The organism is Ignavibacteriales bacterium (assembly GCA_026390575.1).
In the GTDB taxonomy this organism is placed as follows: domain Bacteria; phylum Bacteroidota; class Ignavibacteria; order UBA10030; family UBA10030; genus Fen-1298.
In genome coordinates, this window is the sequence record JAPLFR010000016.1 from 503,682 (window position 1) to 528,465 (window position 24,784).

Sequence of the window (24,784 nt, forward strand, 5' to 3'; positions counted from 1 at the left end):
TCTTCTTTCTCCAATTCCCATATCTTCAGCATGAACTGGATCATTCCAGTCGGGATGGCGGAATGATGGACATCGAACAGCATCAGATTGAAATTCTGCGGAATAAACATGCATGGGAATCAAAACGATTGCTGCGTACTATATACAATTCATTCTACCGTCAGATCGTCGCGCTTATTGACCCGGTGTTACAGGGAAAAATTGTAGAGCTTGGTTCAGGAGTTGGGAATTTGAAATCTGCTATTCCTCATGCAATTTGTACCGATCTTTTTCCAAATCCATGGCTCGACGCTGTATGCAGTGCATATGCGATGCCTTTCGAGAACGGTTCAGTTTCGCATCTTGTGCTCTTTGATGTATTCCATCACCTTGAACGTCCGAATGCTTTTTTCAAAGAAGCGGGGCGTGTCTTGACCCATGACGGACGTGTTATAATCTTTGAGCCTTACATCAGCGCATCATCGATGGCGGTGTATGGACTTCTGCACCACGAACCGGTCGCATGGAACGCATCCATTAATTATTCGGACGACTCACCAGCGGAAGATCGCTATTATGCAGCACAGGGAAATGCTACACGCCTTTTTTTCCGTCTCGAAACCGAAACATGGCTGAAAGGTTGGAAAGTATTTCATAAACGGCCGGTTGTCTGTTTCAGTTATTTGCTTTCAGGCGGATACAGCAAACCGGCAATATATCCTGAAACTGCTCTGCCCCTTTTACAAAAAATGGATTCAATGCTTTCACATGTCCCGTCATTGTTTGCAGCACGTTGTTTAGTAGGGCTGACCCCGGCATGAGACAGAACACAGACACGTTGCTTCTCCTCACAGAGTACTTCGACTCAATTGCTGAACGTTGGGATCGCTGGCAAGAACGCAATCAGTACTACCACCAAAACGTAAAACAACTGCTTCAATTCCTTATTCCCCATCATGCGTCTGTGCTTGAACTCGGTTGTGCTACCGGCGATCTCCTTCATGCCGTGCAACCATTCGTTGGTGTTGGTATAGACATTAGTTCTAAAATGGTTCAGCGTGCACAGAATAAATATCCTCACCTTACATTTCACACGATGAACGCTGAACAGTTATCGCTTGAGCAAAAGTTTGAATATGTAGTGATGTCCGATCTTGTCGGTCATTTGCATGACATTCAACAAGCACTTGAAAAATCGCACATGGTGATGACGCAGCGTTCACGCCTCATTATCACCTATTACAATTTTATATGGGAACCAATCCTGCTTCTAGCGGAAAAACTTTGGTTGAAAACTCCGCAGCCGCACCAGAACTGGGTCAACACACATGATTTACATAATTTGCTCGACCTAGCAAATTTTGAAATCATCCGGAGTGGCTATCGTCTGTTACTGCCCAAGAACATTCCAATTGTCTCTTGGCTCTTCAACAAATATCTGTCACAACTTCCTTTTCTGCGAAAATTCTGCATCGTTCGTTTTATCGTAGCACGACCGCGTGTCCAAGTATCACAACCTCAACAGTTTTTTGTTTCCATTATAATTCCTGCGCGCAACGAACGCGGCAACATTGAAACAGCTGTGCAGCGCATTCCAAAGATGGGAAGGAAAACAGAAATTATTTTTGTTGAAGGTGGCTCAAAAGATGGAACTCTTGATGAAATCAAACGCGTTGTGAAAACGTATAAGAAAAAACGCACAATCAGCTTCTGTATACAAAGTGGCACCGGCAAAGCAAATGCTGTCCGCGAAGGTTTCGCCCGTGCAACCGGCGACATCCTGATGATTTTAGATGCCGACTTGACAGTTGCACCGGAGGACCTGCCGAAATTTTATAATGCCCTTACCGCAAACCGCGGAGAGTTTGTGAACGGCAGCCGGCTTGTCTATCCAATGGAAAAGCAGGCGATGCGTTTTCTGAACCTGCTTGGTAATAAATTCTTTAGTATGATGTTCACGTACTTGCTTGATCAAAAATTCAAAGACACTCTCTGCGGAACAAAAGTGCTCTTCAAATCGGATTACGAAAAACTTGCAGCGAATCGTTCATACTTCGGCGAATTTGATCCGTTCGGTGATTTTGATCTTATCTTCGGCGCTGCAAAACAAAATTTAAAAATTGTCGAAATGCCCATCCGTTATGCGGAACGCACATACGGCGAAACTAACATTCAACGCTGGCGGCATGGATTGCTGCTCCTGAAGATGGTAGGAGTTGCAGCGCGCCGGCTGAAATTTGTTTAAGGTACATCTCTTCCATGGCTACACCTCACAAATCAAAAAATATGAAAGAGAAAAACCAAACCAGGAATACAGCGTACGATCGGTTGAACCGTTGGTTTGAAAAAAACAACTATCGATGGCTTGTCGGAATGCTAGCCATAGGATTAATCGCAAGCATCTTATCATTCGATATTAAACCAAGTGTCGATGGCGATGATACATCGTATGTGCTCTCGGCAATGAGGATTGTTCATTCCGGACAATTACCACTTGGATTCCGAACACCGGGTTACCCGATCGTTCTATCATTATTTATCTGGATGTTCGGTGTGAACCTCGTAATGTTAAAAGCTACCTCACTCCTTTTCTTCCTTTGTATAATCGTTTCGTTATTCTACGTGTTCAGAAATCGCCTTCAACCGATATTACTTTCTTCACTCCTGTTGCTGGTTGCAATCAACCCGTTCATGCTAAAATACTCGCATCAAACTTTCAGCGAGATTCTTTTCACTCTTTTACTTGTTTGGGCAATTCATTTTATACTTCTTGCGAACGAGAGAAAAGCGACGAAATATGTACTTATTGCAGGTATCATAACAATGGCATGTTTCTATGTTCGCACAGCTGGTGCTACAATTGCTGGTGTTGCCTTACTCTTCTTTGCTTACCAACGGCATTGGAAACAACTTGTTGTTTATTTGATTTTATGTGCCGCGCTTTACAGCCCAATGAAAATATATGAATTGACATCAGGCTCTTCTGCTTTCGGACAAGCCTCTGTTCTCATGCTAAAAAATCCTTACAATACAACTGAAGGGTCGGAAACTGTAAGCGGTTTTATTGATCGTTTTATAAATAACATTTTTAATCATGCAAACTATCAGCTTCCTTCAACACTCGGTATTCCGATGCCCCAAGAATTATCTGTTGCTAATGGTCAGTTCATACCTAATGCATCAGCCTTTTTCGGTATCCTCGTTTCTATCATTTTATTGGCAGGGTGTATTGTGCCAATCGTAAGTAAACCCAAATCGATGCTGGCATTTCTTGGTTTCTTCGTCGTAGCGTATGTGGTTTTTATCTCGGTTGCCTTGCAAAATATTTTTGCTACGCCGCGTATGCTTATCCCTATTATCCCTTATCTTATTATTGGAACGCTCGAAGGATTCAGCATTCTCGGCAACCGCTGGGCAAAAGTAAAGGATGCAGAGGCAGTCTCTACTCGTGCCAAGACACTTATTTTTATTGCAGTCATCGGACTGACATTTGCAAATATAGTTGGAGCGAAACAATCGATTGACGAAAACTATCCAATTCTTAAAGCTAATATTGGCGGCAATGAGTTAGCCGGTTTTACTGAGGATTGGACAAACTACATTCGAGCATCGCTATGGATCAAAGCACATTTACCGATGCAATCGACTGGAATCATCTGCAGGAAGCCGGAGTTGTTTCTTCTCTATGCCGGAAATTACAACGTTTACGGTACTTATAAAATTGATCAGACAAATCCAGATTCAATTATTGCAAAGTGGAAGTCACTCAACATGACACATCTTCTTTACGACGACTTCCAGTGGACATCCACGTTGCGCCGGTACGTTCAGCTGGTCGCAGAAAAGTATCCGCTCATGTTTGAAATGGGGCACCAAGAAGGTTCACATTATCCAAGTTATGTTTTCCGCATTAACTACAATGCGATATCCGACAAAAGTGCAGTACACAAGGAATCCAGCCGATGAAAATTGTGCTCATCGGTCCGGCATATCCAATCCGAGGCGGCAACGCGCTCTTTGTTGCACACCTCTATGAATCATTGGCAGCAACAAACGAGGTGCAGGTTATTTCTTATTCACGCTTATATCCGGGATTTTTATTTCCCGGCGTTCGTCAAACAGATATTAGTAGTGTTGCTCTCAAAAAGCATCCATCATCCCCAATCATTGATTGCTTAAATCCGTTCACTTGGTGGAAAACTGCACGTTTCGCCGCATCGATAAATCCCGACATGCTTGTCTTTACATGGTGGAATCCATTCTTCGGTGTCATTGTCAGAACAATTGCTTCAGCATTCAAGCGACGTGTTAAGAAACCGGTTCTCATCGTAGCTGAAAATGTCATATCACACGAAGGCAGATGGATCGATGTATTCCTTACAAAGATCGCATTACAAACTGCCGACAGATTTCTTGTTCTCTCAAAAGTTGTTGAAGAAGGAATTAAAAAATTATATCCGCGGATAAAAGTCTTTCGTTCTTCGCTCCCAATTTATGATTGTTATCAAACGCCGGAACACCGGACACAACAACAAGCTCAACAACAGCTTGGTTTAGAAGGGAAGAGTGTGATTTTGTTCTTCGGCTATATTCGGCAATACAAAGGATTGATGAACATCATAGAGGCGTTGCCCTTGATTCGTAAACAAGTGAACAACGCACATCTTCTGGTGGTCGGTGAATTCTACGACAATCCTCAACCTTATCTCGACACAATCAAACGACTCGATCTCGGTGATAATATCACCATCCTCAATGAGTATGTTGCAAATGAAGCTGTGCATCTCTATTTTACAGCGGCGAATCTTGCAGTTCTTCCGTATAATGAAGCGACTCAAAGCGGCATTCTCAGCATTGCCTATGGCTTTGCGAAGCCCGTCGTAATAACGGATGTCGGTGGTTTAGCAGAATTGGTAGATGATGGCAAAACCGGATTCATCGTGCCCCCGCATGATATTCCGAAACTTGCCGATTCTATCATTCGATACTTCAAAGAGAATCGCGAACAGGACTTTTCTCACACCATTGAAACGAAGCGGCAAGAAAATAGCTTCAACAATATTCGAAAAGTGTTCGACGAAATTCAAAAGGATTTGAAATCCTAATATCACAAAATCTTTAAATCACTAAATCGACAATATCTTAATGATTCTCAAGAGTGACTGCAAATATTTCCCCGGCGATCGTCCGTGTGCATTTAATAAGCGCGAAGGTATGAAGTGCGATGTTTGTCCTTATTACGAAACTGAACAGACGCGTATATTAATCATCAAGTTAGAAGCTATTGGCGATGTACTGCGGACGACATGCATTCTTCACGGAATGAAAGAAAAATACCCAAAGAGTGAGATCACATGGATTTCGTGCAAAAGTGCTGTGCCACTCTTTGAAAACAACAAGTTGGTAGATCGCATCTTCGCTTATGAGTCGACAGAAACAATCCTGCACGCCATGATTGAGGAATTTGATGTTGTCATCAATCTTGATTCCGCACCAGATAGTGCGGTGCTGGCATCGACAGTAAAAGGCAAAGAGAAATTTGGGTACGGTTTCGATGTGCGGGGTAATGTCTTCCCATTCAATAGCGAGGCAATACCATGGCTCGAGATGGGCGCTTTCGATGACGTGAAGAAGAAGAATACACGATCATTCCAAGACTTGATGCTCGATATTTGTTGTTTGAAAACTACGAAGAAAGATATTATCATGGAGTTGTCTGAAGAAGAATTGAAATTCGCACATTCTTTTGCAGAAAAGTTTGCTCTCGATTATCATTCATTGAAGATCGGTATGAACACTGGCGCCAGCGGCAGGTGGCAGTTTAAACAATGGACGCTGGAAGGATTCGAGAAACTCATCGAACTGCTCCTTGAACGAACACATGCATCGATTCTTCTCTACGGCGGTCCATCGGAAAAAGAGCGCAATGAGCATCTTTCCAGACTTCATCCGACACGGGTTGTGAATACAGGAACAGATAATTCTCTGCGGCAATTTTTTGCACTTGTGACATTATGCGATATATTTCTTACCGGTGATACACTTGCGCTCCACGCCGCGACAGCGTTGAAGAAACAAGTTATAGCGTTCTTCGGTCCAACATCAGCGACAGAGATTGATTCCTACAACGGGCAGATTGTTAAAGTGCAGGCGAATCTCGACTGTCTCGTCTGCTACAAACCGCGCTGCAATTTCAATCCGAATTGCATGAACTCCATCACGCCAGAACAGATTTATTCACTTATCAAGGCCAACGTGCCATAACTAATCAGGGTATGATTCGGTAGGTTCATTTTTAATTTTACATTTTTTCACGCTGGTTCACTTTTTCATTTTTACTTTTTAATTTTGACTTTAATGCATTACGATCCCATTAAAAAAGTTTTTGGTGATATTATCCGCAAAAATCCGCGGCTGAGAATTTTTTTTTATAAGCTGCTCGGAGTTATGTTTCTCCGTGAATGGTACGTAAAACGAGAACTCCGAAATCAGCTTGTCAGCCGGATTGATCCTTTTACTCTCTATGATGCCGGCAGTGGTTTTGGGCAATACTCTTATTATATCGCTAAACAATTTCCGCTCGCAACCATTTTCGGAATCGACTTAAAGGAAGAACAAGTGAACGACTGTAATGTTTTTTTTCACTCCGTCGGACTAGCCCGATGTTCATTTGCCGTTGAGGATCTCACGCAAATTCAGCATTCGAATAAATTCGACTTTATCCTTTCTGTAGATGTGATGGAACATATCCCCGACGACATCGGCGTTTTCAGCAATTTCTTTCATGCACTAAAATCTGGTGGAACACTGTTCATCAACACACCGTCAAACCTTGGCGGCTCGGACGCACATTCCGATACAGAAGAAAGTTTTATCGGTGAGCATGCCCGCAACGGATATGGCGCAGAAGAGATTCAGAAAAAATTGGAATCGGCAGGGTTCAAAGTAGAATCAATTCACTACACGTACGGCACCTGGGGTAACCGATATTGGAAGCTCGGTATCAAGGTTCCGATGCAACTGCTAAATATCTCCAAGATTTTCTTTGTCGTGCTTCCCTTCTACTACATACTTGCTTTGCCGCTCATGCTGCCGATGATGTGGCTGGATTATCATGGCGAGAACAACACAGGTACTGGATTGAATGTGCTGGCGAAGAAAGCGTAACGTTGTTCGAAGCGATGAATTTATTGAATGTGATTCCTTTTCTCTTTATTATATCTTCGGTCGTGAATCAGAAAAACCACTGATCGCCTGATATATTATTCTCAATTTTCATGAGGATTCGAAAATTTTATGGCAAAGAATGTAAGGGAACAAGTCCGCACTTCAAAGACCGCACACGTTGAACATCCTATCATCCCGCCAAAATATCAACATCTTGCTGCAATTGTTCTTATTTTTATTAGTCTGTTGATATTTTTTCACTCCATTATTTTTGACGGCAAAACGTACCAATCCGCAGATACCATTGCATCGCATAGCTGGGAAACTCTCTATAAGGATGCACATACGGAAGGGATTTTTCCGCTTTGGAATCCCTATATTTTCTGCGGTATGCCCGGATATGCGAGTGTCACATTTGCCGTGCAAAGAACGTTTGACATCACCACGTTCGTCTGGGAACAGGGCGCCCGCCGGATTCTTACTTATTTCTTTTTTGATGATGGCAGTAAATCAGGCACCTGGTTGTTGTACTATTTCGTGTATGGGATTGGTATCTACTTATTCGCCTTTCAGAAACTCAAGAATAAATCTGTTGCAGTCATTGTGTCGTTGATGGCCATGTATGCAACCTACGTTGCACTTCTGATCATGATGGGCCATATGACAAAGCTTGCCGTCTTGGCGTGGTTTCCCTTTGTCTTTTTAATTGTTGATAAACTGCGGGAAAAGTTCGATTTATTCCTGGCACTTATTCTTATTCTTGTCATACGGCTCTTATTTGAACCGCTGCACATACAGTTCATATTTTATTTCTATTTATCCCTGGGGTTTTATTTGCTGTATTTCTTTGTGCGCGCATTGATCAAAAAAGAAAATTGGCGAAATATTCTTGCGAGCGGAGCAACATTAATTCTTGCATCCATTATTGCATTTCTTATGGGCGCAGACCAATATTTCTCAACTCTTGAATATAATCCATATTCCATGCGGGGTGCAAATCCGATTGTTCATACCTCTTCATCACATCAGACAAAAACCATAGAAGGTGGTCTTGATTACGATTATGCAACGAGCTGGTCATTCAGCCCCGGTGAATTGATGACGTTTTTTGTACCGTCGTGGTACGGGTTCGGTCCTCATCCGTATCAAGGTCCATTGACACAAAATCAAGAAGTGAAGCTGAATACATATTTCGGCCCACAGCCTTTTGTAGATGGTCCGCAATATATGGGCGTGGTAGTTGTCGTGCTTGCTCTCGTCGGATTTATTAAGAATCGAAAAGAACCGTTTGTTCAATTCATGGGAATTACGATTGCAGTTTCATTACTTATCGCATTCGGAAAGGAGTTTCCGTTTGTGTACGACGCTATGTACCGGTTTTTTCCGATGTTCAATAAATTTCGCATTCCGTTGATGATTCTTATCCTTGTACAATTCTTTACTCCAATTCTTGCCGGATACGGAATTGTATCTTTCATGAATGAACGGAATAAAACGCTCAGTCCCGCTCAAGAGAAGAAATGGAAATATATTCTTGGAGGACTTGGTCTCGGTGTCGGTGTGTCGCTCCTTGGAGCAAGTTTAATCAAGGATTTGTATTCTTCATTCATGCCTCTTCAAGATGTTGGACAAACGCTTTCACGTTCCTACGGTAAACTCAATCCAACCGTTATTGGAATGTTCTATGATTTTATTGTGTCGTCTGTTTTAGCAGATATATTGGTTGGATTTATTTTATTACTCCTGGTTTTTGGAGCTTTCTATTATTATCAAAAAGGAAAGTTGAAACCAGTAACCCTGTACGGCTTGCTTATTGTTGCAGTCCTCTTTGATCTCTGGCGGGTGGCGTGGAAACCATCCGACCCGAAAAGTCAACAGGAAACTATACAATCAATGACAACACCGAATTTTGTAAAAGTATTGGAACAGGACACAACACAATTTCGCGTATTGAAAATGATTGATGGTCAGCCCGTCTATGATAACTCACTTGCCTACTGGCGTATCCAGAACGCTTATGGATATCAGGGAGCAAAAATGCGCGCGTATCAGGATATGGTTGATATTGCCGGGCTTGGAAATCCGCTTGTGTGGCAGATCATGAATATCAAATATCTCATTACCAATCGCGACGAGTCGAATCCCGGATTGGTAGAAGTCTATAACAGTCCGGAAACAAAAGTGTACGCATTCCGATCTTGGCTGCCCAGAGCGTTCTTTGTCAACCGGTGCGAGGTGAGTGACAGTGTGAGTACGCTGAATAAAATAGCTGCAATGTCATTCGATCCGCGCGATATTGCATATCTCTCGAAGGCTCTTCCTTCAACCATTGACCCTCCCGTACAAGGCACAGAAGCGACGTTCGTGCAATATGGAATTCAAGATTTCGAGGTGCGTGCGACAGCCACAGGCAATAACCTTTTATTCCTCAGTGAAACATACTATCCAAAAGGATGGAAAGCGTATATTGACGGAAAAGAAACCGAAATCTACAGGCTCAATTATTTGTTCCGCGGAGTAATCATTCCGCAAGGCACACATATGTTAGAGATGAAATTTGAACCGGCATCTTTCACGCTTGGAAAGACAATAAGCCTTATTACAAATCTCATAGTTCTTGGTGGCATCATAGGGTTTCTGCTTCGCCGGTTCATGATTAAAAAAGAAGGAGTTGCAATCACAAAGTAATCCTACAATAATCCGAACCTTGAAGAACTTCGACTGTGCAATCGAACCTCTTTTTTTCTCGGTAACCGGACGGTGTCATTCATTCAACTTCGGTTGAATCATTGGATACTGTTGGGATTATAGCTGTGATTGTTTATTACAGGCGAAAATTTTTTCGACACTAATTTTATCTGCTATCTCATGAAATTTACTTCACCTATCCTTGTCGATAATCTTGCTTTTCTTCAAAAACTTCGGCGACAAGGTATTTCCTTTTTAGATTCAGGGGATGAACGATCGGTCAAAGTGAAAAAGAACATCGTTCTTCTTGGAATTATGAAGGTGATCGGTATTATTTCAGGTCTTCTCATTGTCCCCCTGACACTCGATTATTTAAGTCCAACAGAATATGGTGTTTGGCTGACACTCAGCTCTATTGTCGCATGGATCGTATACTTTGACGTTGGTCTTGGCAATGGATTGCGCAACCGGTTTGCCGAGGCACTCGCTGTTGGTAATACGCACCTCGCTCGTATTTATGTCAGCACAACATATTTTCTCGTTGTACTGATCGTGAGCAGCGGACTTATCATTTTTGGAGGAATTAATTATTTTCTGGATTGGCAAAAGATTCTTCGAGCATATTCTATTCCTTTACAAGATCTTAATTTTCTCGTTCTTATTGTTGTTGTCGCTTTTTGCATGCGTTTTGTTTTTAGTTTGATCGGCACAATACTCACTGCAGATCAAGAGCCAGGTCGTGCTGGCATGATAGAAGTATCTATCAATATTGTTTCGCTCGCTGCAGTCTTCAGCTTAACAAAGTTGACTGCAAGTTCACTTTTGACTTTTGGTATCGTTCTGAGTTCCATCGTAGTACTCGTGCCGGCGATTGCATCAGTGTGGTTTTTCTCAAAAAGATACCGACATGTTGCCCCATCGGTTCATCTCGTTCAATTGAAATATGCAAAACCGCTTGCGAATATCGGTATCCAATTCTTTGTCATTCAAATTACTGCTTTAATAGTTTTCTCTACCAGTAATATTTTAATCGCTAATTTTATAGGTCCTGCTGAGGTGACAGCATATAATATCGCCTTCAAATACTTTAGTGTTGTTTCTATGATATTCGGCATTGCAATAGCGCCGTTCTGGTCGGCGTTCACGGAAGCATTTCATAAAAAAGAGTTTGACTGGATTAAAAGTTCGACGCGAAAATTAGTTGGCATTTGGATTCTGGCTGCCGCAGTCACTGTATTGATGCTGGCGGTATCACAGCCTATCTATCAACTCTGGGTTGGAAATAAAGTGGCGGTTCCTTTTGCCCTTTCTCTCGCAATGGCATTGTATGTGACCATTAGCAATTGGAACAGTATCTTTGTCAGCTTTTTGAATGGAACGGGAAGAATTCGATTGCAGCTTTACAGCTCAATAATTATTGGAATTCTCAACATCCCTCTTGCCTATGCTCTGGTAAAATATCTGCATTGGGGTAGTGCCGGAGTGGTCGCCGCAACTTGTATCTGCCTCTTTATCGGATCTATCTGGTCACCAATTCAATATATCAAGCTTATCAACAACACAGCAACGGGAATTTGGGCTAAACAATGACCTGTAAAATTTGTCAGCAAAAAATGGAATATGCTTTCAAAGCTGTGGTACTTGGTAAGTATCAGGTATGCTATTATCATTGTCCGCACTGTGGTTTTCTCCATACAGAAGATCCTTATTGGCTTGGCGAAGCGTACAAAGATCCAATTAATACAGAGGATACCGGACTTCTCTCTCGCAATATTTTTTTCAGCGAGACGGCATCACTCCTTCTTTTCTTTTTGTTCGATAAAAATGGAACGTTTCTTGATTACGCCGGCGGCTTTGGTGTTTTCACGCGGTTGATGAGAGATATCGGTTTTAATTTCTTCTGGGATGATCCAATGACACAAAATTTACTTGCACGGGGATTTGAATATAGTGATCCTTTACCGAGCTGCGAACTCTTGACGAGCTTTGAAAGCTTTGAGCATTTTGCAGATCCGTTAACTGAAATGAAAAAGATGCTCGCCATATCAAATAATATTTTATTCTCAACCTTTTTGCTACCCACTTCTGTACCGTCATCAGATTGGTGGTACTATCAATTCGAACATGGACAGCATATTTCGTTTTACTCAAAAGAGAGTCTTCAATACATAGCAAACGAGAATGGCCTGCACTTTTATACACATGGATTCTTTCATCTCTTCACAAAGAATAAACTTCCTGATTCGATACTGCACTGGATGTTTCGCTTTCAGAAATTAGGACTGCATCATTATGTGCGCTGGAGAATGAAGAGTAGAATGCAAGATGACTTTCGAACAATGCTGAGTTCAAAAAAACAATGAATATTCTCTATGACCATCAGGCGTTTTCCTCTTTTGCTTATGGCGGAGTGTCTCGTATATTTTTTGAACTTTTGAACTCTTATTCTAAAGATACCAAGGTCGCGTTCCGACTCTCGCTTAAATACACGGATAATGAATATTTGAAAAATGCAGAATGGGATGTCGATGTTCGTCCTTTTTTGAAAAGAATTCCTTATAAGGTAAGCCTCGGACTTCCTGTCCATGCGGCAAGAAATATCATCGTTAAACAGATTAACAACTATCGGAAAAGCGAAAACAGAAGATATTCTGAGAAAATCATTGGGCGTGGAGAATATGACATTTTCCATCCCACGTACTATGATCCATACTTCTTGGATTTTCTTCACAACAAACCGTTTGTATTAACAGTCTATGATATGATTTATGAGCTTTTTCCAGAATATTATCCGTCAACACAAAAATTCCTGGATGGCAAGTCGCTTCTTTTAAATAAGGCAGTAAAAATTATAGCTATTTCAGAAACCACAAAAAAGGATTTGATAAAATTATATCGTCTACCGAACGAGAAAATCGAAGTGGTCTACCTCGCAAGTTCGCTCAAGATTAGAACAGATACACAACACAGCAAAACCGAGGAATTAGAATTTCCCGAGCGTTACTTGTTGTATGTTGGCAACAGAGCGTTATATAAAAATTTTCTTTTCTTTGTTGAATCAATCCTTCCCCTCTTATCGCAGGACAAAACTCTCTTTCTTATATGTGCCGGCGGGAAAGATTTTACTCAAGCTGAAAAACTATTGTTCCACACATGGGGTGTAAAACACAAACTCCATTACGTTTCAGTGAACGATGCGATATTAACTTCCCTTTACACAAACGCTTTAGCATTTGTTTTCCCATCTCTCTATGAGGGTTTTGGAATACCTATTCTAGAAGCATTTGCTTGCAATTGCCCGGTCATCATAAGTAACACAAGTTCGTTGCCAGAAATAGCTGGAAACGCTTGTTTGAGCTTTGATCCTAAAGACAAGACTTCGATTATTGATGCTGTGAATCAGGTTCTCTCAGATAAAGCACTCAGGGAAGATCTCTGTAAAAAAGGACAGGAACGAGTGAATTCCTTTTCCTGGGGGCGAACAGCAAAGGAAACGAAACGACTCTATGAGAGTATTCTTAAATAATAGACTGTCCGATGTGTGATTGAAAAGGTATGGCCATTGAAGAATTACGCGATGATAGGGTCTGGCATAAAGAAAATGTTTTGAGGAAGAAGTGACGCCAAAATTGTACATTCTGCTTCCGGTTCACAGTCGGAAACAGATCACTCAACGAATCATTGCATGTCTCCAACAGCAATCCTTTCAGGATTATCATGTGCTGCTGATCGATGACGGCTCCACTGACGGAACCGCTGACATGGTCAAAGAACACATTTCATCTTTAACTATTCTTCAAGGACGCGGCGATTGGTGGTGGGGCGGTTCATTACATCAAGGATATCTCTGGCTAAAATCACAAAACATTCCAGCATCATCTATGGTATTGATGATAAACGATGACACCGTCTTTGATGCAAATTATCTTCAAACAGCAATAGCTATATTACATGAGCGGCAGAATATATTATTGATTTCAAATGCGTATGGAGAGGTGAGCCGGCAACTTTTTGACGGCGGGATTCATGCCGATTGGAAAAGATTAAAATTTTCGCTTGAAACAAATCCGGACAAAATTAATTGTGCATCCACACGCGGATTATTTTTGTACGTTTCGGATTTCGTAAAAATTGGAGGATTTTATCCGCGTCTGCTGCCCCATTATGCTTCCGACTATGAATTCACTGTCCGTGCATATAATAAAGGATATGCCTTGATAGTCGATGAACATCTCAAGCTGTATGCGAATGAATCGGCAACAGGTATTATGAATTTTAAAAACGAGAATACATACAGTGATTTTTTGAAACATTTATTTTCAAAAAAATATGCTCTTCACCCGGTGTACTATTCTAATTTTATTTTGCTTGCTTGTCCCTGGCCGTGGAAGATATTTCATGTGTTGATTCTTTGGACAAGTTCTTTGTGGAAAATCGTAAAATATTTTTTCCTTCTCGTACTCCTTAAGAATCGATACTCGTATGACAAATAAATCATTTACCACGCCAATTCTTTTTCTCATCTTCAATCGTCCGGATACGACAGAAAAGGTGTTTGATAAAATCCGTGAGATTCAGCCTCGCCAACTTTTTATTTCAGCAGATGGACCACGACCCGACAAAATAGGCGAGCGGCAAAAATGTGTAGAGGCCCGAAAGATCATTAAAAGAATTGACTGGAGGTGCGACCTCAAGACAAATTTATCAGAAAAGAATTTGGGATGTCGTGTCGCTGTGAGTTCCGGTATTCATTGGTTTTTCAGCCATGTTTCCGATGGGATTATCCTTGAAGATGACTGTCTTCCAGACTCATCCTTTTTTCATTTCTGTGAGACGTTGCTTGGGTATTATAGAAATGATGAAAGAATCATGCATATAGGTGGTATCAATCTTCAGGATGGCAAAGTTCACGGAACCGGTTCCTATTATTTTTCAAAAATCAATCATATATGGGGTTGGGCAACATGGAAAAGAGCCTGGGACAAGTATGATGTGAATTTCTTTTCCTATCCGCAATTGCTCGAGCAAAATCTGCTTTCTACTGTATTTCCTGATCCGGCCATAAGGAAATATTGGCAGAAAAATATAGAGCTTGTATACACAAAGAAAAAAGATACCTGGGATGTACAATGGCAGTATGCGGTGTCTATCAATAATGGATTAGCAATTCTTCCCAATGTTAACCTTGTTTCTAATATTGGATTCGATGTGAATGCAACACATACGATTGATAATTTTCACACACTTGCCAATCGCGCAACATCACGTATCGATACTGTTCATCACCCGCTCTTTGTTGTGCCTGATCTTCAAGCAGATGCATATAGTATGAGAAAATATTTGAATCCTCATAAGGTAAAGAAGTTATGGCAATTGATTCGCCGTGGATTCATCTGAAAACGATTGCAAGTAGTTCGTTTTCAGAATACGGTATATTTCATCCGGTGTTTCTTCACAAACATGTTTTTTCTAATTTGATATTGTTTTCATGGGAAGGGTCGTATCCTTGGTCTGTAAGATTTGCAGTAAAACATCCTCAAAGATATTTCGTCGAAGAATTCTTGATAAATATGATGTTGATTATTTTCAGTGTTCTTCGTGCGGATTTATTCAGACAGAAGAACCTTATTGGCTGAAAGAATCCTATCTCAGTCCTATCAATACTGAAGACACTGGTATCATAAAGAGGAATATCTTACTTGCAAAACGAACAAGTGCAATTCTCTTTTTTCTGTTCGATAAGAAAGGATCCTTTCTTGATTATGGCGGCGGGTATGGCCTGTTTGTACGTATCATGCGTGACTATGGTTTTAATTTTTACTGGAGCGATCCTTTTACGGAGAATCTGTTTGCAAGAGGCTTTGAATATGATGCAGTGGACACAAATAAAATCGAGTTAGTTACTTCATTTGAATGTTTCGAGCATTTTGCGGATCCAATGCAGGAAATAGAAAGGATGTTTTCCATTTCACGGTCAATCATATTTTCAACTGAAACGTTCACTTCTGGAACACCAGATCCGGATCGTTGGAAGTATTATTATTTTTCTCATGGACAACATATCTCCTTGTTTTCATTAACTTCGCTCAGATATATTGCAAAAAAACATGATATGCATCTCTATACAAACAGTAAAAGTTTTCATTTATTGACGCACCGCTCATGGAACAATAGTATCTTTAATGTTTTACTGAAGTTGTCGTTGTTGGGTCTTCCTTCTTTCATACCATTGTTCATGGGAAGCAATACGAAAATTGACTCAGCCGCGATTGGACAAACAAAAAGCCTGACACATGAGAACATCCGATGAACGTACTTTTTGATCCTCAAGTATTTTCATTTCAGGAATACGGTGGAATCTCTCGATACTACTGCGAATTGTTCAAACAGTTCACTCTGATGGAAGGAATTGAACCATCGCTTATCATTGAGTATTCGAATAGCCACTGTCTGCCAGAACTTCATTCGGTTGAAGCCAAGCATTTTTTCCCTTCTTATAGATTTAAAGGGAGAAATGAAATCATAAAGCTGCTTAATCGGATGTATGTGAAACGCAATTTCCATTTAGAATCTCGACCAGATGTGTTCCATCCTACGTACTACGATCCATATTTCATAGATCTTCTCGGTGACATACCTTTTGTTCTCACCATTTATGATATGTCCCATGAACTGTATCCTCAGTTATTTAGCAAATTTGATTTTACTGCAGAGAATAAAAAGAAGGTCTCGGCAAAGGCGAATCGGATCATTGCAATTTCTGAACACACAAAAAAGGATATCGTCTCATTATTGCATATACCGGCTTCAAAGATTGATGTTATTCCGCTGGCGACGACGCTTTCTCCGACCAGCATGGGTAATGCTGTCTTTCCATTGCCAGACAAGTATATTCTTTATGTAGGGAAAAGAAATACTTATAAAAACTTTTCTTTCCTCCTGGAGGCGATAAAAACACTTTCACAACTTAATATCATGAGCTCTTTGATCTGTGCCGGCGGTGGTAAATTTACCATGCAGGAAAGAAAAAAGATCCATCGACTTCAACTATCTGATAAAATTAGTCAAATAGATATTCATGACAATCAATTAGAATATCTCTACTCCAAAGCACAAGCATTTGTGTTTCCTTCACTCTATGAGGGGTTTGGCATACCTATTCTTGAAGCATTTGCATGCGGGTGTCCCGTACTGGTAAGCAATCGAAGTTCTCTTCCAGAAGTTGGAGGGGATGCGGCCAGATATTTTGATCCGGAAAGTATCCCGAGTCTTGTGGAGAGATTGGCCGAAGTAATAGAAGATAAAACTTTAGCCGAGGATATGAGAACAAAAGGATTCAACAGATCAAAATTGTTTTCGTGGGAGAATACCGCACTAAAAACAATCGAGACGTATAAAAAAGTGTCAAGTTGATAAAGTAGTAATTATTCCAAAATACTTTTCAAAGGAAGATTCTTATTTATGGCAGTATCTGAAAATATGATCAATTCAAATTATCAGGCTCAAGAGACTAACATTAAAAAAATGGTGCCTGAAAAAGAGCAAGTTCTTTTCCACATCAAAAATCAGAATTGTGCTGCCTACAGGTTGATCAGTGAACCGCTGGAATTCCTAACACCTTTTTTTGATTCCAGCAAAACATGGTTGACTGTTGGAGATTACAGCGGCTTAGAGGCAAATTATTTACGGCAGAGGAATCAACGTGTCGTAGCATCGGATCTCTCTGATGCCATACTCAAAGAGGCACAGTCTGATGGACTTATTAAAGAGTACAGCAAGCAAAATGTCGAGCGATTGACGTACAACGACAACTCCTTTGATTATGTCATTTGTAAGGAAGCATTCCATCATTTCCCGCGCGCCTATTTAGGTTTGTATGAAATGTTACGCGTCAGCAAATCTGCCACAGTGCTTGTCACAGAGCCAATTGATATACTTTCTAAAATGTCGTTTCTTGTGCTGATGAAAAATATATGCGACAAAATCAATCCTTTATTCATTAATAGAATCTGGAAGAATCGCTTTTCGTGGGAATCTGTCGGGAATTATGTTTTTAAAATATCAGAACGTGAGATCGAAAAGATTGCAATGGGAATGGGATTACCTTGCATTGCATTTAAACGGTATGACCATTTTAAAAGCCATACAACGATAGATGGAATTATGGATGTTCCGATCAATCAAAAGCTTTACAGGAAAATAAAACTCAAATTAGCGATGAGAAGCTTCATCAGCTCAGTAGGCATTATTCCCCATGGTTCGTTGTGCTGCGTTGTATTTAAGGAACAACCAGGTGAAAAAGTACTACTGGGCATGAAAGACCGAGGATTTATTATTATCCCCTTGCCTAAGAATCCTTATCTGGTATGAGATGGGATAAAACCAACAAGTACGATCAACGAAAAAGTATTATCGTGCAGTGATGCTGCTAAGAATTTTAGCCAAACCCCTAGAAATTTCTTTTCTATTAAATCTCTGTACGCTTTTCAAATCGGTCTGGAAGTAATGCAGCTGTTTAAAGAATTCCCCGCCGTCCGAAGCAAGCGGAAAGATCATTCCCGCCTTTGTTTCTTCTAATATCTTTTGAACTTCTTCGTTGCCATCGCCAAAAGCCAGAATGGGTTTTCCGGAACGAAGGTACTCAAACAGTTTGCCGGGCACATGCCGCCTTTCCGATGCACAAACTAACAGATACGATGCCCTGCTTACTTCTTCAATCATTTCTTTGTATGGCAGGAAGCCCTTGAATTTTGTCTGGCCGAGTAACCCTGCGTCATTCAGCGACTGTCGAATTCCGGGACCGACCGTCCCGACAAAGACTAATTTAAGATTTCTTCCGTTATCTATTTCCTTCCGAAGAGTCTTCCAAAGGTTTTGCGGATTTTGATGATCGTAAATATTTCCTGCGTGTAAAAGAATTTCCTCGTCTTTCGAGCGCTTTGGTGTATATGACTGAAACGCTTCTTCGTCATAACCCCAATAGAGAACCTGAGATTTATTCTGGATTGATGGATACTGTCGAATGTAATCTTTCTTCATAGACTCGGTTACAAACACCACTTGTCCAGCATTTTCAGCGACAGATCGCTCAAACCGACGATCCATGGCGAGGGTGAGCCTGCCTCTCTTGAATCCTTGGTAATATGAAATATCTACCCACGGATCGATAAAAACAGGAATATGCGGAATTCCGGAAACCTGACTCAACTTTTTTCCAACGAGGAGCGTTGTATGCGGCGGGCCTATGGATACGATCGCTTCAATATTTTCTGATTTAAGGATTTGCTTTCCTTTGCGGACAGCATTCCAGTACCATCCGATGCGCGCATCCGGAATAAATAAATTCATCCGTATCCAGACAGAAAGCTGATGCCGCAATCCTCGATTTGTTGTCGATATTGTTTCCGATGCTGTCAACGGCGAGTTCTTTTCTTTTCCCAATAAGCGGCGGTAAATGCGAAATGGTTCCAGGGCATGAGCGGTAAAAACTTTCAGGCTCGGGTCAACTTCCTTTAACAGTGAATCATCTTTTTGGGAAAAAGTATCTTCGTCGGCAGTAAGAACAACCGGCTGCCAGCCATACCCCGGAAGGTGCTTGATGATCTTCAACGGCCAATGGAGCGTCGCTTTGCCTGATGGAGGCCAGAAATATGTGATGAATAAAACCTTTTGCATAAATAAGTGTGCTAATGTACTCTGAATCTCATGGAATGTCAAAAAACTTCGTTTATGATTTCCTAAAAACCAATGGCTTCCCTCACTCCTCGTGAAGGAAGCCATGATGTGTTCTCAACTTGATCGTGTTCTTATCGAGCCGTTGGCAATGGCATCGGTTTACGCGGGAATAACGAATCGCGCATAGCCGCATTGTAAGCACACATTGCCATGATTGAAGCGGCTTGCTTCATATCATCCTCAACAAGTCGTTCATATACATCCATATTGGCATGACGCGTTCGAGAACCGTAGTCCATTTGGTCTTGAATAAATTGAAATGCCGGAAGTCCTACAGCGTCAAACGACAAATGATCTGTACCTCCAGTATTAATAACTGAGAGTGTCTGCGCAGTGGGATCTGCAAAAACAGAAAACCACGAACGGAAGATAGCTCTTGTTGCTTCGTTTCCCTGCAGATACATTCCGCGTACTCTGCCGCCGCCATGATCGTTATTAAAATAGACACAGAATAAACTGTCTTCCGGTTTAACGATTAGCGGGTCGGAGGCATTCATCCCCTGACCACGACCAGTATCAGGCCGTTCAGCGTAATGGTTTCTCACATAGGCACGCGAACCGAGCAGTCCCTCTTCTTCGCCTCCCCATAATCCAACACGAATAGTACGCCGCGGCTGCAGACCGAGTTTCTTGAGAATACGAATTGCTTCCATGCATACTGCAACACCACTGCCATTATCTGTAGCACCAGTTCCGGAATGCCATGTATCAAAATGACCTCCAATGAGCACAACTTCATTCTTTAAATCTGTTCCGGGGATTTCAGCGAGAATATTAAAACTGGAATCAACGTTAGATGGTTCTACATCAAGCCGCATTTCTGCTTTCACACGGGTTTCTTTTTGAAGAGCACGAACCATTCTATTGTAATGCTCTGCAGCAACGGTCACTTGAGGAATGAGTGGAGATGCATCGGCCTCGTAAGGATTTTTTCGCGTACTGGTAAAATCACCAGGTATCTGCTGCGACTGCGGTACGACAGCGCCTTGAACATACAATAATGTTCCGTCATCGCCAGGATTCGCATCGAGGATTGCTGCCGCTCCTTCCTTTTGGCAGAACTCCACTTTCTTCGTATAAAAGAGTACCCGCTGCATAGAAGCTGAATCAGGCTGCGGACGGCCGAATTTGCCTTGACCAAAGGCATTTCGGTTCGCGAGATTGAGAAGCACCGAATCGGCCTGGCGCGCGGCATCCGGTTGAAAGTGCGGCTTCACTGAAACAGGTTCGCTGATCAAGACAAGATTGCCTTTCAGTTTTCCATGAAATTTTGCAAGTTCTTCTTCAGTTGCTGCATTCAGAAAAATCACTTCACTTGAAATTGTTCCTTTCGTGCCTGGCGACCAGGCTCTTGGATACGCGATCACCGGAAACACCTGAGGCTCTGTCACATTGAAATAAAACTTCTTGAGACTCCATCCTTTTCCTACCGGGCTGAAATTTTCAAAATGTATATTTTCTGCACCGAACTCCTTTAGCTTTGCAGCAGCCCAATCGGCGGCTTTGCGGTATTCCGGCGACCAGTTGAGGCGCGGCGCATACACATCCGCCAGCCAGCTGGAAATCTCCATCACCTGTGAATGGTTCATCCCCTCGTCTTTAATCTTTACAATAGCCGCAGTATCGAGTTTTTCCTGCGCCGCTGATAGCTGCACACATGCTGCGATAAGAAGAATAATGAAGATGCGATTCATAAGAAATAATCCTTCCGAATTAAATTCATACGTTTAATGTACTGTGAATCCTATGGAATGTCAAAAAAGAATGGAACAATGATGGAGAAGAACTATTCGGCGAATATTCAAAACGTATCCTACCGAACCATCCCAAACATTTTATTTTTTGCAGTCATCTTTAAAAAGTACTGAAGACGTTGCTTAAATACATCCGGACGGATTCTTGATCCATCGATCCATCCGGTGCGGATATGTTTGTAGGATTCTGGAAATTGTTTGAAATTCTTCCACACAAGTGGATCTGATTTCAGTGCATCAAGGATATCCTGCGGAATAATAAATTTCTTTACTCTCGCCGACTGTTTTGAGCTATCCGCTTCTTTTTCCATGTGATGCTGAATGATTTCGAGTCCGAAGCGAGTCATCTTTTTCGCTTTGATCAACCGGCGCACGCGTTCCTTGTTCATCTCTGAAAGTTTGCTGTTTTTCCTTCTGGGACTAAATCGCTGCAGGTAGGATGTTTCATCTTTCGGTTTCAGCGTGCTGTCTATCCAGCCGTAGCAAAGCGCCTCCTCCACGGCATCATTGTACGGAATGCGTGGTTTGCCGCTGTTCTTTTTATAGTAGATAAGCCAGATTTCCGGTTCCGATCGATGGTTCTTTGCTAACCACGACCGCCATTGTTTTCTGTTAGCAGCGTAAAAGGTTTTACCGATCTTCATATGCTATTAGACTAATAAAATATATGTACGTGAAGAGAATCGCATAGGAAAAATATTACTCAGTATTCCATTCAACCGCAAGTGCCTTACGTGTTCAATCATTCCGAACGAAATGTTGGAACGAAAACTCATTTATCTATTGTTACAATTTCTGAATATGGTACTTGAATTTATCCAATATAGCTCACCTCATCACTATTCAAAGGAAGGGCACAATTTATGCCTAAAACACTCGTTCAAAAAGTCGTGTTCAAGAACGCGACTGTGAAAGATCTTTACGATCTCTATATGGATGCTAAGAAGCATTCATTAACAACTGGGGCTCCTGCACAAATTTCGGCTAAAGAGGGGAGCACCTATTCTGCGCATGACGGCTATATCAAAGGCAAAAATCTTCGGCTCATTAAAGACAAGCTTATCGTCCAGACATGGCGGGCAAGTGATTGGAGCCCAGATGATTATGATTCAACGTTTATTATTACGTTGGAGCAAGAAGGAAAGAATGCCGTGCTGCACGCGATTCACGCAAATGTTCCCGATAAACATGCAGAAGGAATTGACAAAGGATGGCACGAATATTATTGGGAGCCTTGGAAAAAATATCTTGCCGGAAAACCTTTAATGAAATCACAGAAGATGTAGAAAGTATATTCACTGAACTCCATTCTTCATTTAAGGAGTAGAAATCCGATAACAGCTTCATCATTAAGAGTCAATTTGAATCCACTCCTGAACTGGAACCATTTTACTCCTTAAGAGCTTGATTCCGTTTCATGAATCAACGAGCAATTATTCAAGAATGGAATCAGTTTCGACAGGGAGAGGAGTAGCATTTTGCCTTAAGTGAGGTATCGGCATTTCATCATAAGTTTTTCCAAAAAGTTCACGACCCGCTTCCTTCTTGCGAACACCGCCCCATTGTTTGAAGAAGAACGGAACTTCTGCGCCAGAGGCGCATCTGCCTTTGGCAGACATTTCCTGGCAGCGACGTTTGATTTGTATGACCCATTCGTGTTTCATGGGTCTTGCTTTGGGACCCGATTCGCCACCGACTATTACCCAATCAATTCCTCTAAGCGGAAGTTTTGAGATTGGACCAAGAAGTGGTTCCAACGAAAGAAATCGAACAGCAGCAGGAACTTTAATCAGTTCACGTATGCGGTCTGTATATTCTTGGGATTCAACACTCACACCCATCCAGACATTTTCGGGCCACGGCAGATAGGGTGCTATGCGCACTAATCGATCCGATCTTTTTGTGAGTATCTGGAACGTATGCCAATGTGCACGTTTCATTGTATCGAAGACTTTCACAAGAAAATCGCTTGGCACATCTTTATGAAATAGATCGCTCATGGAATTCACAAAAATCACTCGTGGTTGTTTCCATTCAAGCGGCAATTCGACAATATCTTCCTGGAGGGTTACTTTAAATCCATTTCGATACCGGAACGAACCCATTGCTTTTAAGCGATTTGCCATACGCTCAGCATAACAGTTCTTGCAGCCGGGACTGATTTTGCTGCAGCCAGTTACAGGATTCCAGGTAGATTCAGTCCATTCTATGGAAGAGAGTTGGGACATTTACACAAACTCAAGTTTTGTTTGGATTCTCTTCGTCAAGAAACCATTTGAGTGGATTATTGATGATATAGTCTCTTATGTTATCTAATTCTTTATCGTTGCGAACAATCCGATCATAAAATAAAGGTTGCCATCGAAAATCTGCGTATCCAGAATCGTGAACACGTTTTGTGGTAAGTGCTTTATAGTCAACTTTGGATTCTTCATTAATGGGAAATTCTTTGTAGGGATTTGATTAATCAAATCCCTACCCTCGGTAATAACAATAATTACATGAACATGATTCGGCATTATCACATACTCATCCAGATTAACTTTAGAAAAATGCTTGGGTATTTCTTTCCAACAATTTTCTACTATTTCACCAATCGGTGACAATTTTATTTTTTCTTCTATCCCTTCCCCCAAAAAACACTTCCTGTCGTATGTACAAATAGTAACAAAATATTCACCGGGTTGTGAATAATCATATTCTTTTAATCGAATGGATTTACGATGGTGAACGAGAGAATTGAATACCATTGAAATTACTTTTTCTCTTCCTAGGAATGAACTATTAATAAATTATTTATTCCATATTATTGATTTGTTCTTAAAATCAATTTCCGACAACCCGCCATATTAAGCTTATACAATATCTATATGTCTGTTATTTCTTTTTTCCACAATCATTACAATATCCTTTATGAACACAAATCACACCTCCACATTTTGTGCAAGCCCATTTTATATTTTCACTCTTTAAAAATTTTCTAACACCGAAATTTTTAATGGTTTCAAGGTTTTCGATCATGCTCATAGAGTATTTGGTTTGGTACCTCTTGTCTAAATATTTCAAATTATCGCAGGGGAAATTTCTGCATTCATAACAAAATTTTGCTTTGCCATCACGAAATATTGTGCAGTTCTTGATTTTACATCGAACACGGGTGATTGCTTTATAGGTGTCCGTTCCTCTGCAACCGGGACATTTATTTTTTTCTCTCAAATACGCCATACAAATGCCGCAGTTCATTCCGCAGGGGGCTACAAGAGAAAATTTATTCAAGGATTCCATAATCAGCTGTTATTTTTTATTTGCCAAGACCGTTCCAACGGCAATGCTCATTTATTGCTGGATAAAGTACCAACCAACGAACATTTTTCATTTTCTCCTAACAGCTCCGTTAGGAGCTGCAGGTTTGTAATTATTTGCTCACACGAAACAAACTCCATCGGAGTTCAACTCCTACG

General features: G+C 41.2%; 21 protein-coding genes. 16 read left to right on the forward strand and 5 right to left on the reverse strand.

What is annotated here, in order from left to right; translation table 11 throughout:
* Positions 1-62: 62 nt before the first annotated feature.
* The 15 genes from NTX44_15000 to NTX44_15070 all read left to right on the forward strand — a co-directional run bounded on the left by NTX44_15000 (position 63) and on the right by NTX44_15070 (position 18,204).
* A complete protein-coding gene (locus NTX44_15000; GenBank protein ID MCX6122917.1) occupies positions 63-800 on the forward strand; it encodes a methyltransferase domain-containing protein in 738 nt (245 codons plus the stop codon).
* A complete protein-coding gene (locus NTX44_15005) occupies positions 797-2,224 on the forward strand; it encodes a glycosyltransferase (GenBank protein ID MCX6122918.1) in 1,428 nt (475 codons plus the stop codon). The genes NTX44_15000 and NTX44_15005 overlap by 4 nt, the downstream gene beginning before the upstream one ends.
* Before the next feature lie 14 nt (positions 2,225-2,238).
* The gene (locus NTX44_15010; protein ID MCX6122919.1) at positions 2,239-3,945 is read left to right on the forward strand and encodes a glycosyltransferase family 39 protein; all 1,707 of its coding nucleotides are present in this window, start codon (positions 2,239-2,241) and stop codon (positions 3,943-3,945) included.
* Positions 3,942-5,084 carry a glycosyltransferase gene (locus NTX44_15015; GenBank protein MCX6122920.1) on the forward strand — a complete coding sequence of 381 codons (1,143 nt, stop codon included), beginning with the start codon at positions 3,942-3,944 and terminating at the stop codon, positions 5,082-5,084. Before NTX44_15010 ends, NTX44_15015 begins: the two co-directional genes overlap by 4 nt.
* A gap of 40 nt (positions 5,085-5,124) precedes the next feature.
* Entirely contained in the window at positions 5,125-6,243 is a 1,119-nt protein-coding gene (locus tag NTX44_15020) for a glycosyltransferase family 9 protein (GenBank protein MCX6122921.1), read from the forward strand.
* 183 nt (positions 6,244-6,426) lie between these two features.
* A complete protein-coding gene (locus NTX44_15025; GenBank protein ID MCX6122922.1) occupies positions 6,427-7,146 on the forward strand; it encodes a class I SAM-dependent methyltransferase in 720 nt (239 codons plus the stop codon).
* A 129-nt stretch (positions 7,147-7,275) separates the two neighbouring features.
* The gene (locus NTX44_15030) at positions 7,276-9,834 is read left to right on the forward strand and encodes a YfhO family protein (protein MCX6122923.1); all 2,559 of its coding nucleotides are present in this window, start codon (positions 7,276-7,278) and stop codon (positions 9,832-9,834) included.
* A gap of 180 nt (positions 9,835-10,014) precedes the next feature.
* Positions 10,015-11,424: an oligosaccharide flippase family protein gene (locus NTX44_15035; protein ID MCX6122924.1), complete on the forward strand. Its 1,410-nt coding sequence runs from the start codon at positions 10,015-10,017 to the stop codon at positions 11,422-11,424.
* Positions 11,421-12,197 carry a class I SAM-dependent methyltransferase gene (locus NTX44_15040; GenBank protein ID MCX6122925.1) on the forward strand — a complete coding sequence of 259 codons (777 nt, stop codon included), beginning with the start codon at positions 11,421-11,423 and terminating at the stop codon, positions 12,195-12,197. Before NTX44_15035 ends, NTX44_15040 begins: the two co-directional genes overlap by 4 nt.
* Positions 12,198-12,337: 140 nt before the next feature.
* Entirely contained in the window at positions 12,338-13,360 is a 1,023-nt protein-coding gene (locus NTX44_15045; GenBank protein MCX6122926.1) for a glycosyltransferase family 1 protein, read from the forward strand.
* A gap of 91 nt (positions 13,361-13,451) precedes the next feature.
* The gene (locus NTX44_15050) at positions 13,452-14,327 is read left to right on the forward strand and encodes a glycosyltransferase (GenBank protein ID MCX6122927.1); all 876 of its coding nucleotides are present in this window, start codon (positions 13,452-13,454) and stop codon (positions 14,325-14,327) included.
* Entirely contained in the window at positions 14,317-15,231 is a 915-nt protein-coding gene (locus NTX44_15055; GenBank protein MCX6122928.1) for a hypothetical protein, read from the forward strand. Before NTX44_15050 ends, NTX44_15055 begins: the two co-directional genes overlap by 11 nt.
* A gap of 109 nt (positions 15,232-15,340) precedes the next feature.
* Complete coding sequence (locus NTX44_15060; GenBank protein MCX6122929.1) at positions 15,341-16,144, forward strand: class I SAM-dependent methyltransferase; 804 nt, start codon at positions 15,341-15,343, stop codon at positions 16,142-16,144.
* On the forward strand, positions 16,141-17,247 hold the full coding sequence (locus tag NTX44_15065; GenBank protein MCX6122930.1) for a glycosyltransferase family 1 protein: 1,107 nt from the start codon (positions 16,141-16,143) through the stop codon (positions 17,245-17,247). The genes NTX44_15060 and NTX44_15065 overlap by 4 nt, the downstream gene beginning before the upstream one ends.
* 48 nt (positions 17,248-17,295) lie before the next feature.
* Complete coding sequence (locus NTX44_15070; GenBank protein ID MCX6122931.1) at positions 17,296-18,204, forward strand: class I SAM-dependent methyltransferase; 909 nt, start codon at positions 17,296-17,298, stop codon at positions 18,202-18,204.
* Between the two features lie 39 nt (positions 18,205-18,243).
* Here NTX44_15070 and NTX44_15075 read toward each other — a convergent pair whose 3' ends face one another.
* The 3 genes from NTX44_15075 to NTX44_15085 form a co-directional block, all read right to left on the reverse strand.
* Positions 18,244-19,509 carry a glycosyltransferase gene (locus NTX44_15075; protein ID MCX6122932.1) on the reverse strand — a complete coding sequence of 422 codons (1,266 nt, stop codon included), beginning with the start codon at positions 19,507-19,509 and terminating at the stop codon, positions 18,244-18,246.
* 131 nt (positions 19,510-19,640) lie between these two features.
* On the reverse strand, positions 19,641-21,263 hold the full coding sequence (locus tag NTX44_15080; GenBank protein ID MCX6122933.1) for a M20/M25/M40 family metallo-hydrolase: 1,623 nt from the start codon (positions 21,261-21,263) through the stop codon (positions 19,641-19,643).
* A gap of 119 nt (positions 21,264-21,382) precedes the next feature.
* Entirely contained in the window at positions 21,383-21,967 is a 585-nt protein-coding gene (locus NTX44_15085; protein ID MCX6122934.1) for a YdeI/OmpD-associated family protein, read from the reverse strand.
* Between the two features lie 219 nt (positions 21,968-22,186).
* On the opposite strand from NTX44_15085, the gene NTX44_15090 reads away from it, so the two are divergent.
* Complete coding sequence (locus NTX44_15090) at positions 22,187-22,609, forward strand: SRPBCC domain-containing protein (GenBank protein ID MCX6122935.1); 423 nt, start codon at positions 22,187-22,189, stop codon at positions 22,607-22,609.
* A gap of 147 nt (positions 22,610-22,756) precedes the next feature.
* Here the strand turns inward: NTX44_15090 and NTX44_15095 are convergent, their stop codons facing one another.
* Together NTX44_15095 and NTX44_15100 are read right to left on the reverse strand one after the other, a co-directional pair.
* Positions 22,757-23,551 (reverse strand): phage Gp37/Gp68 family protein, encoded by a 795-nt coding sequence (locus tag NTX44_15095; protein MCX6122936.1) that lies wholly within the window; start codon positions 23,549-23,551, stop codon positions 22,757-22,759.
* Positions 23,552-23,635: 84 nt separating this feature from the next.
* Positions 23,636-24,073: a hypothetical protein gene (locus tag NTX44_15100; protein ID MCX6122937.1), complete on the reverse strand. Its 438-nt coding sequence runs from the start codon at positions 24,071-24,073 to the stop codon at positions 23,636-23,638.
* Between the last annotated feature and the right edge of the window lie 711 nt (positions 24,074-24,784).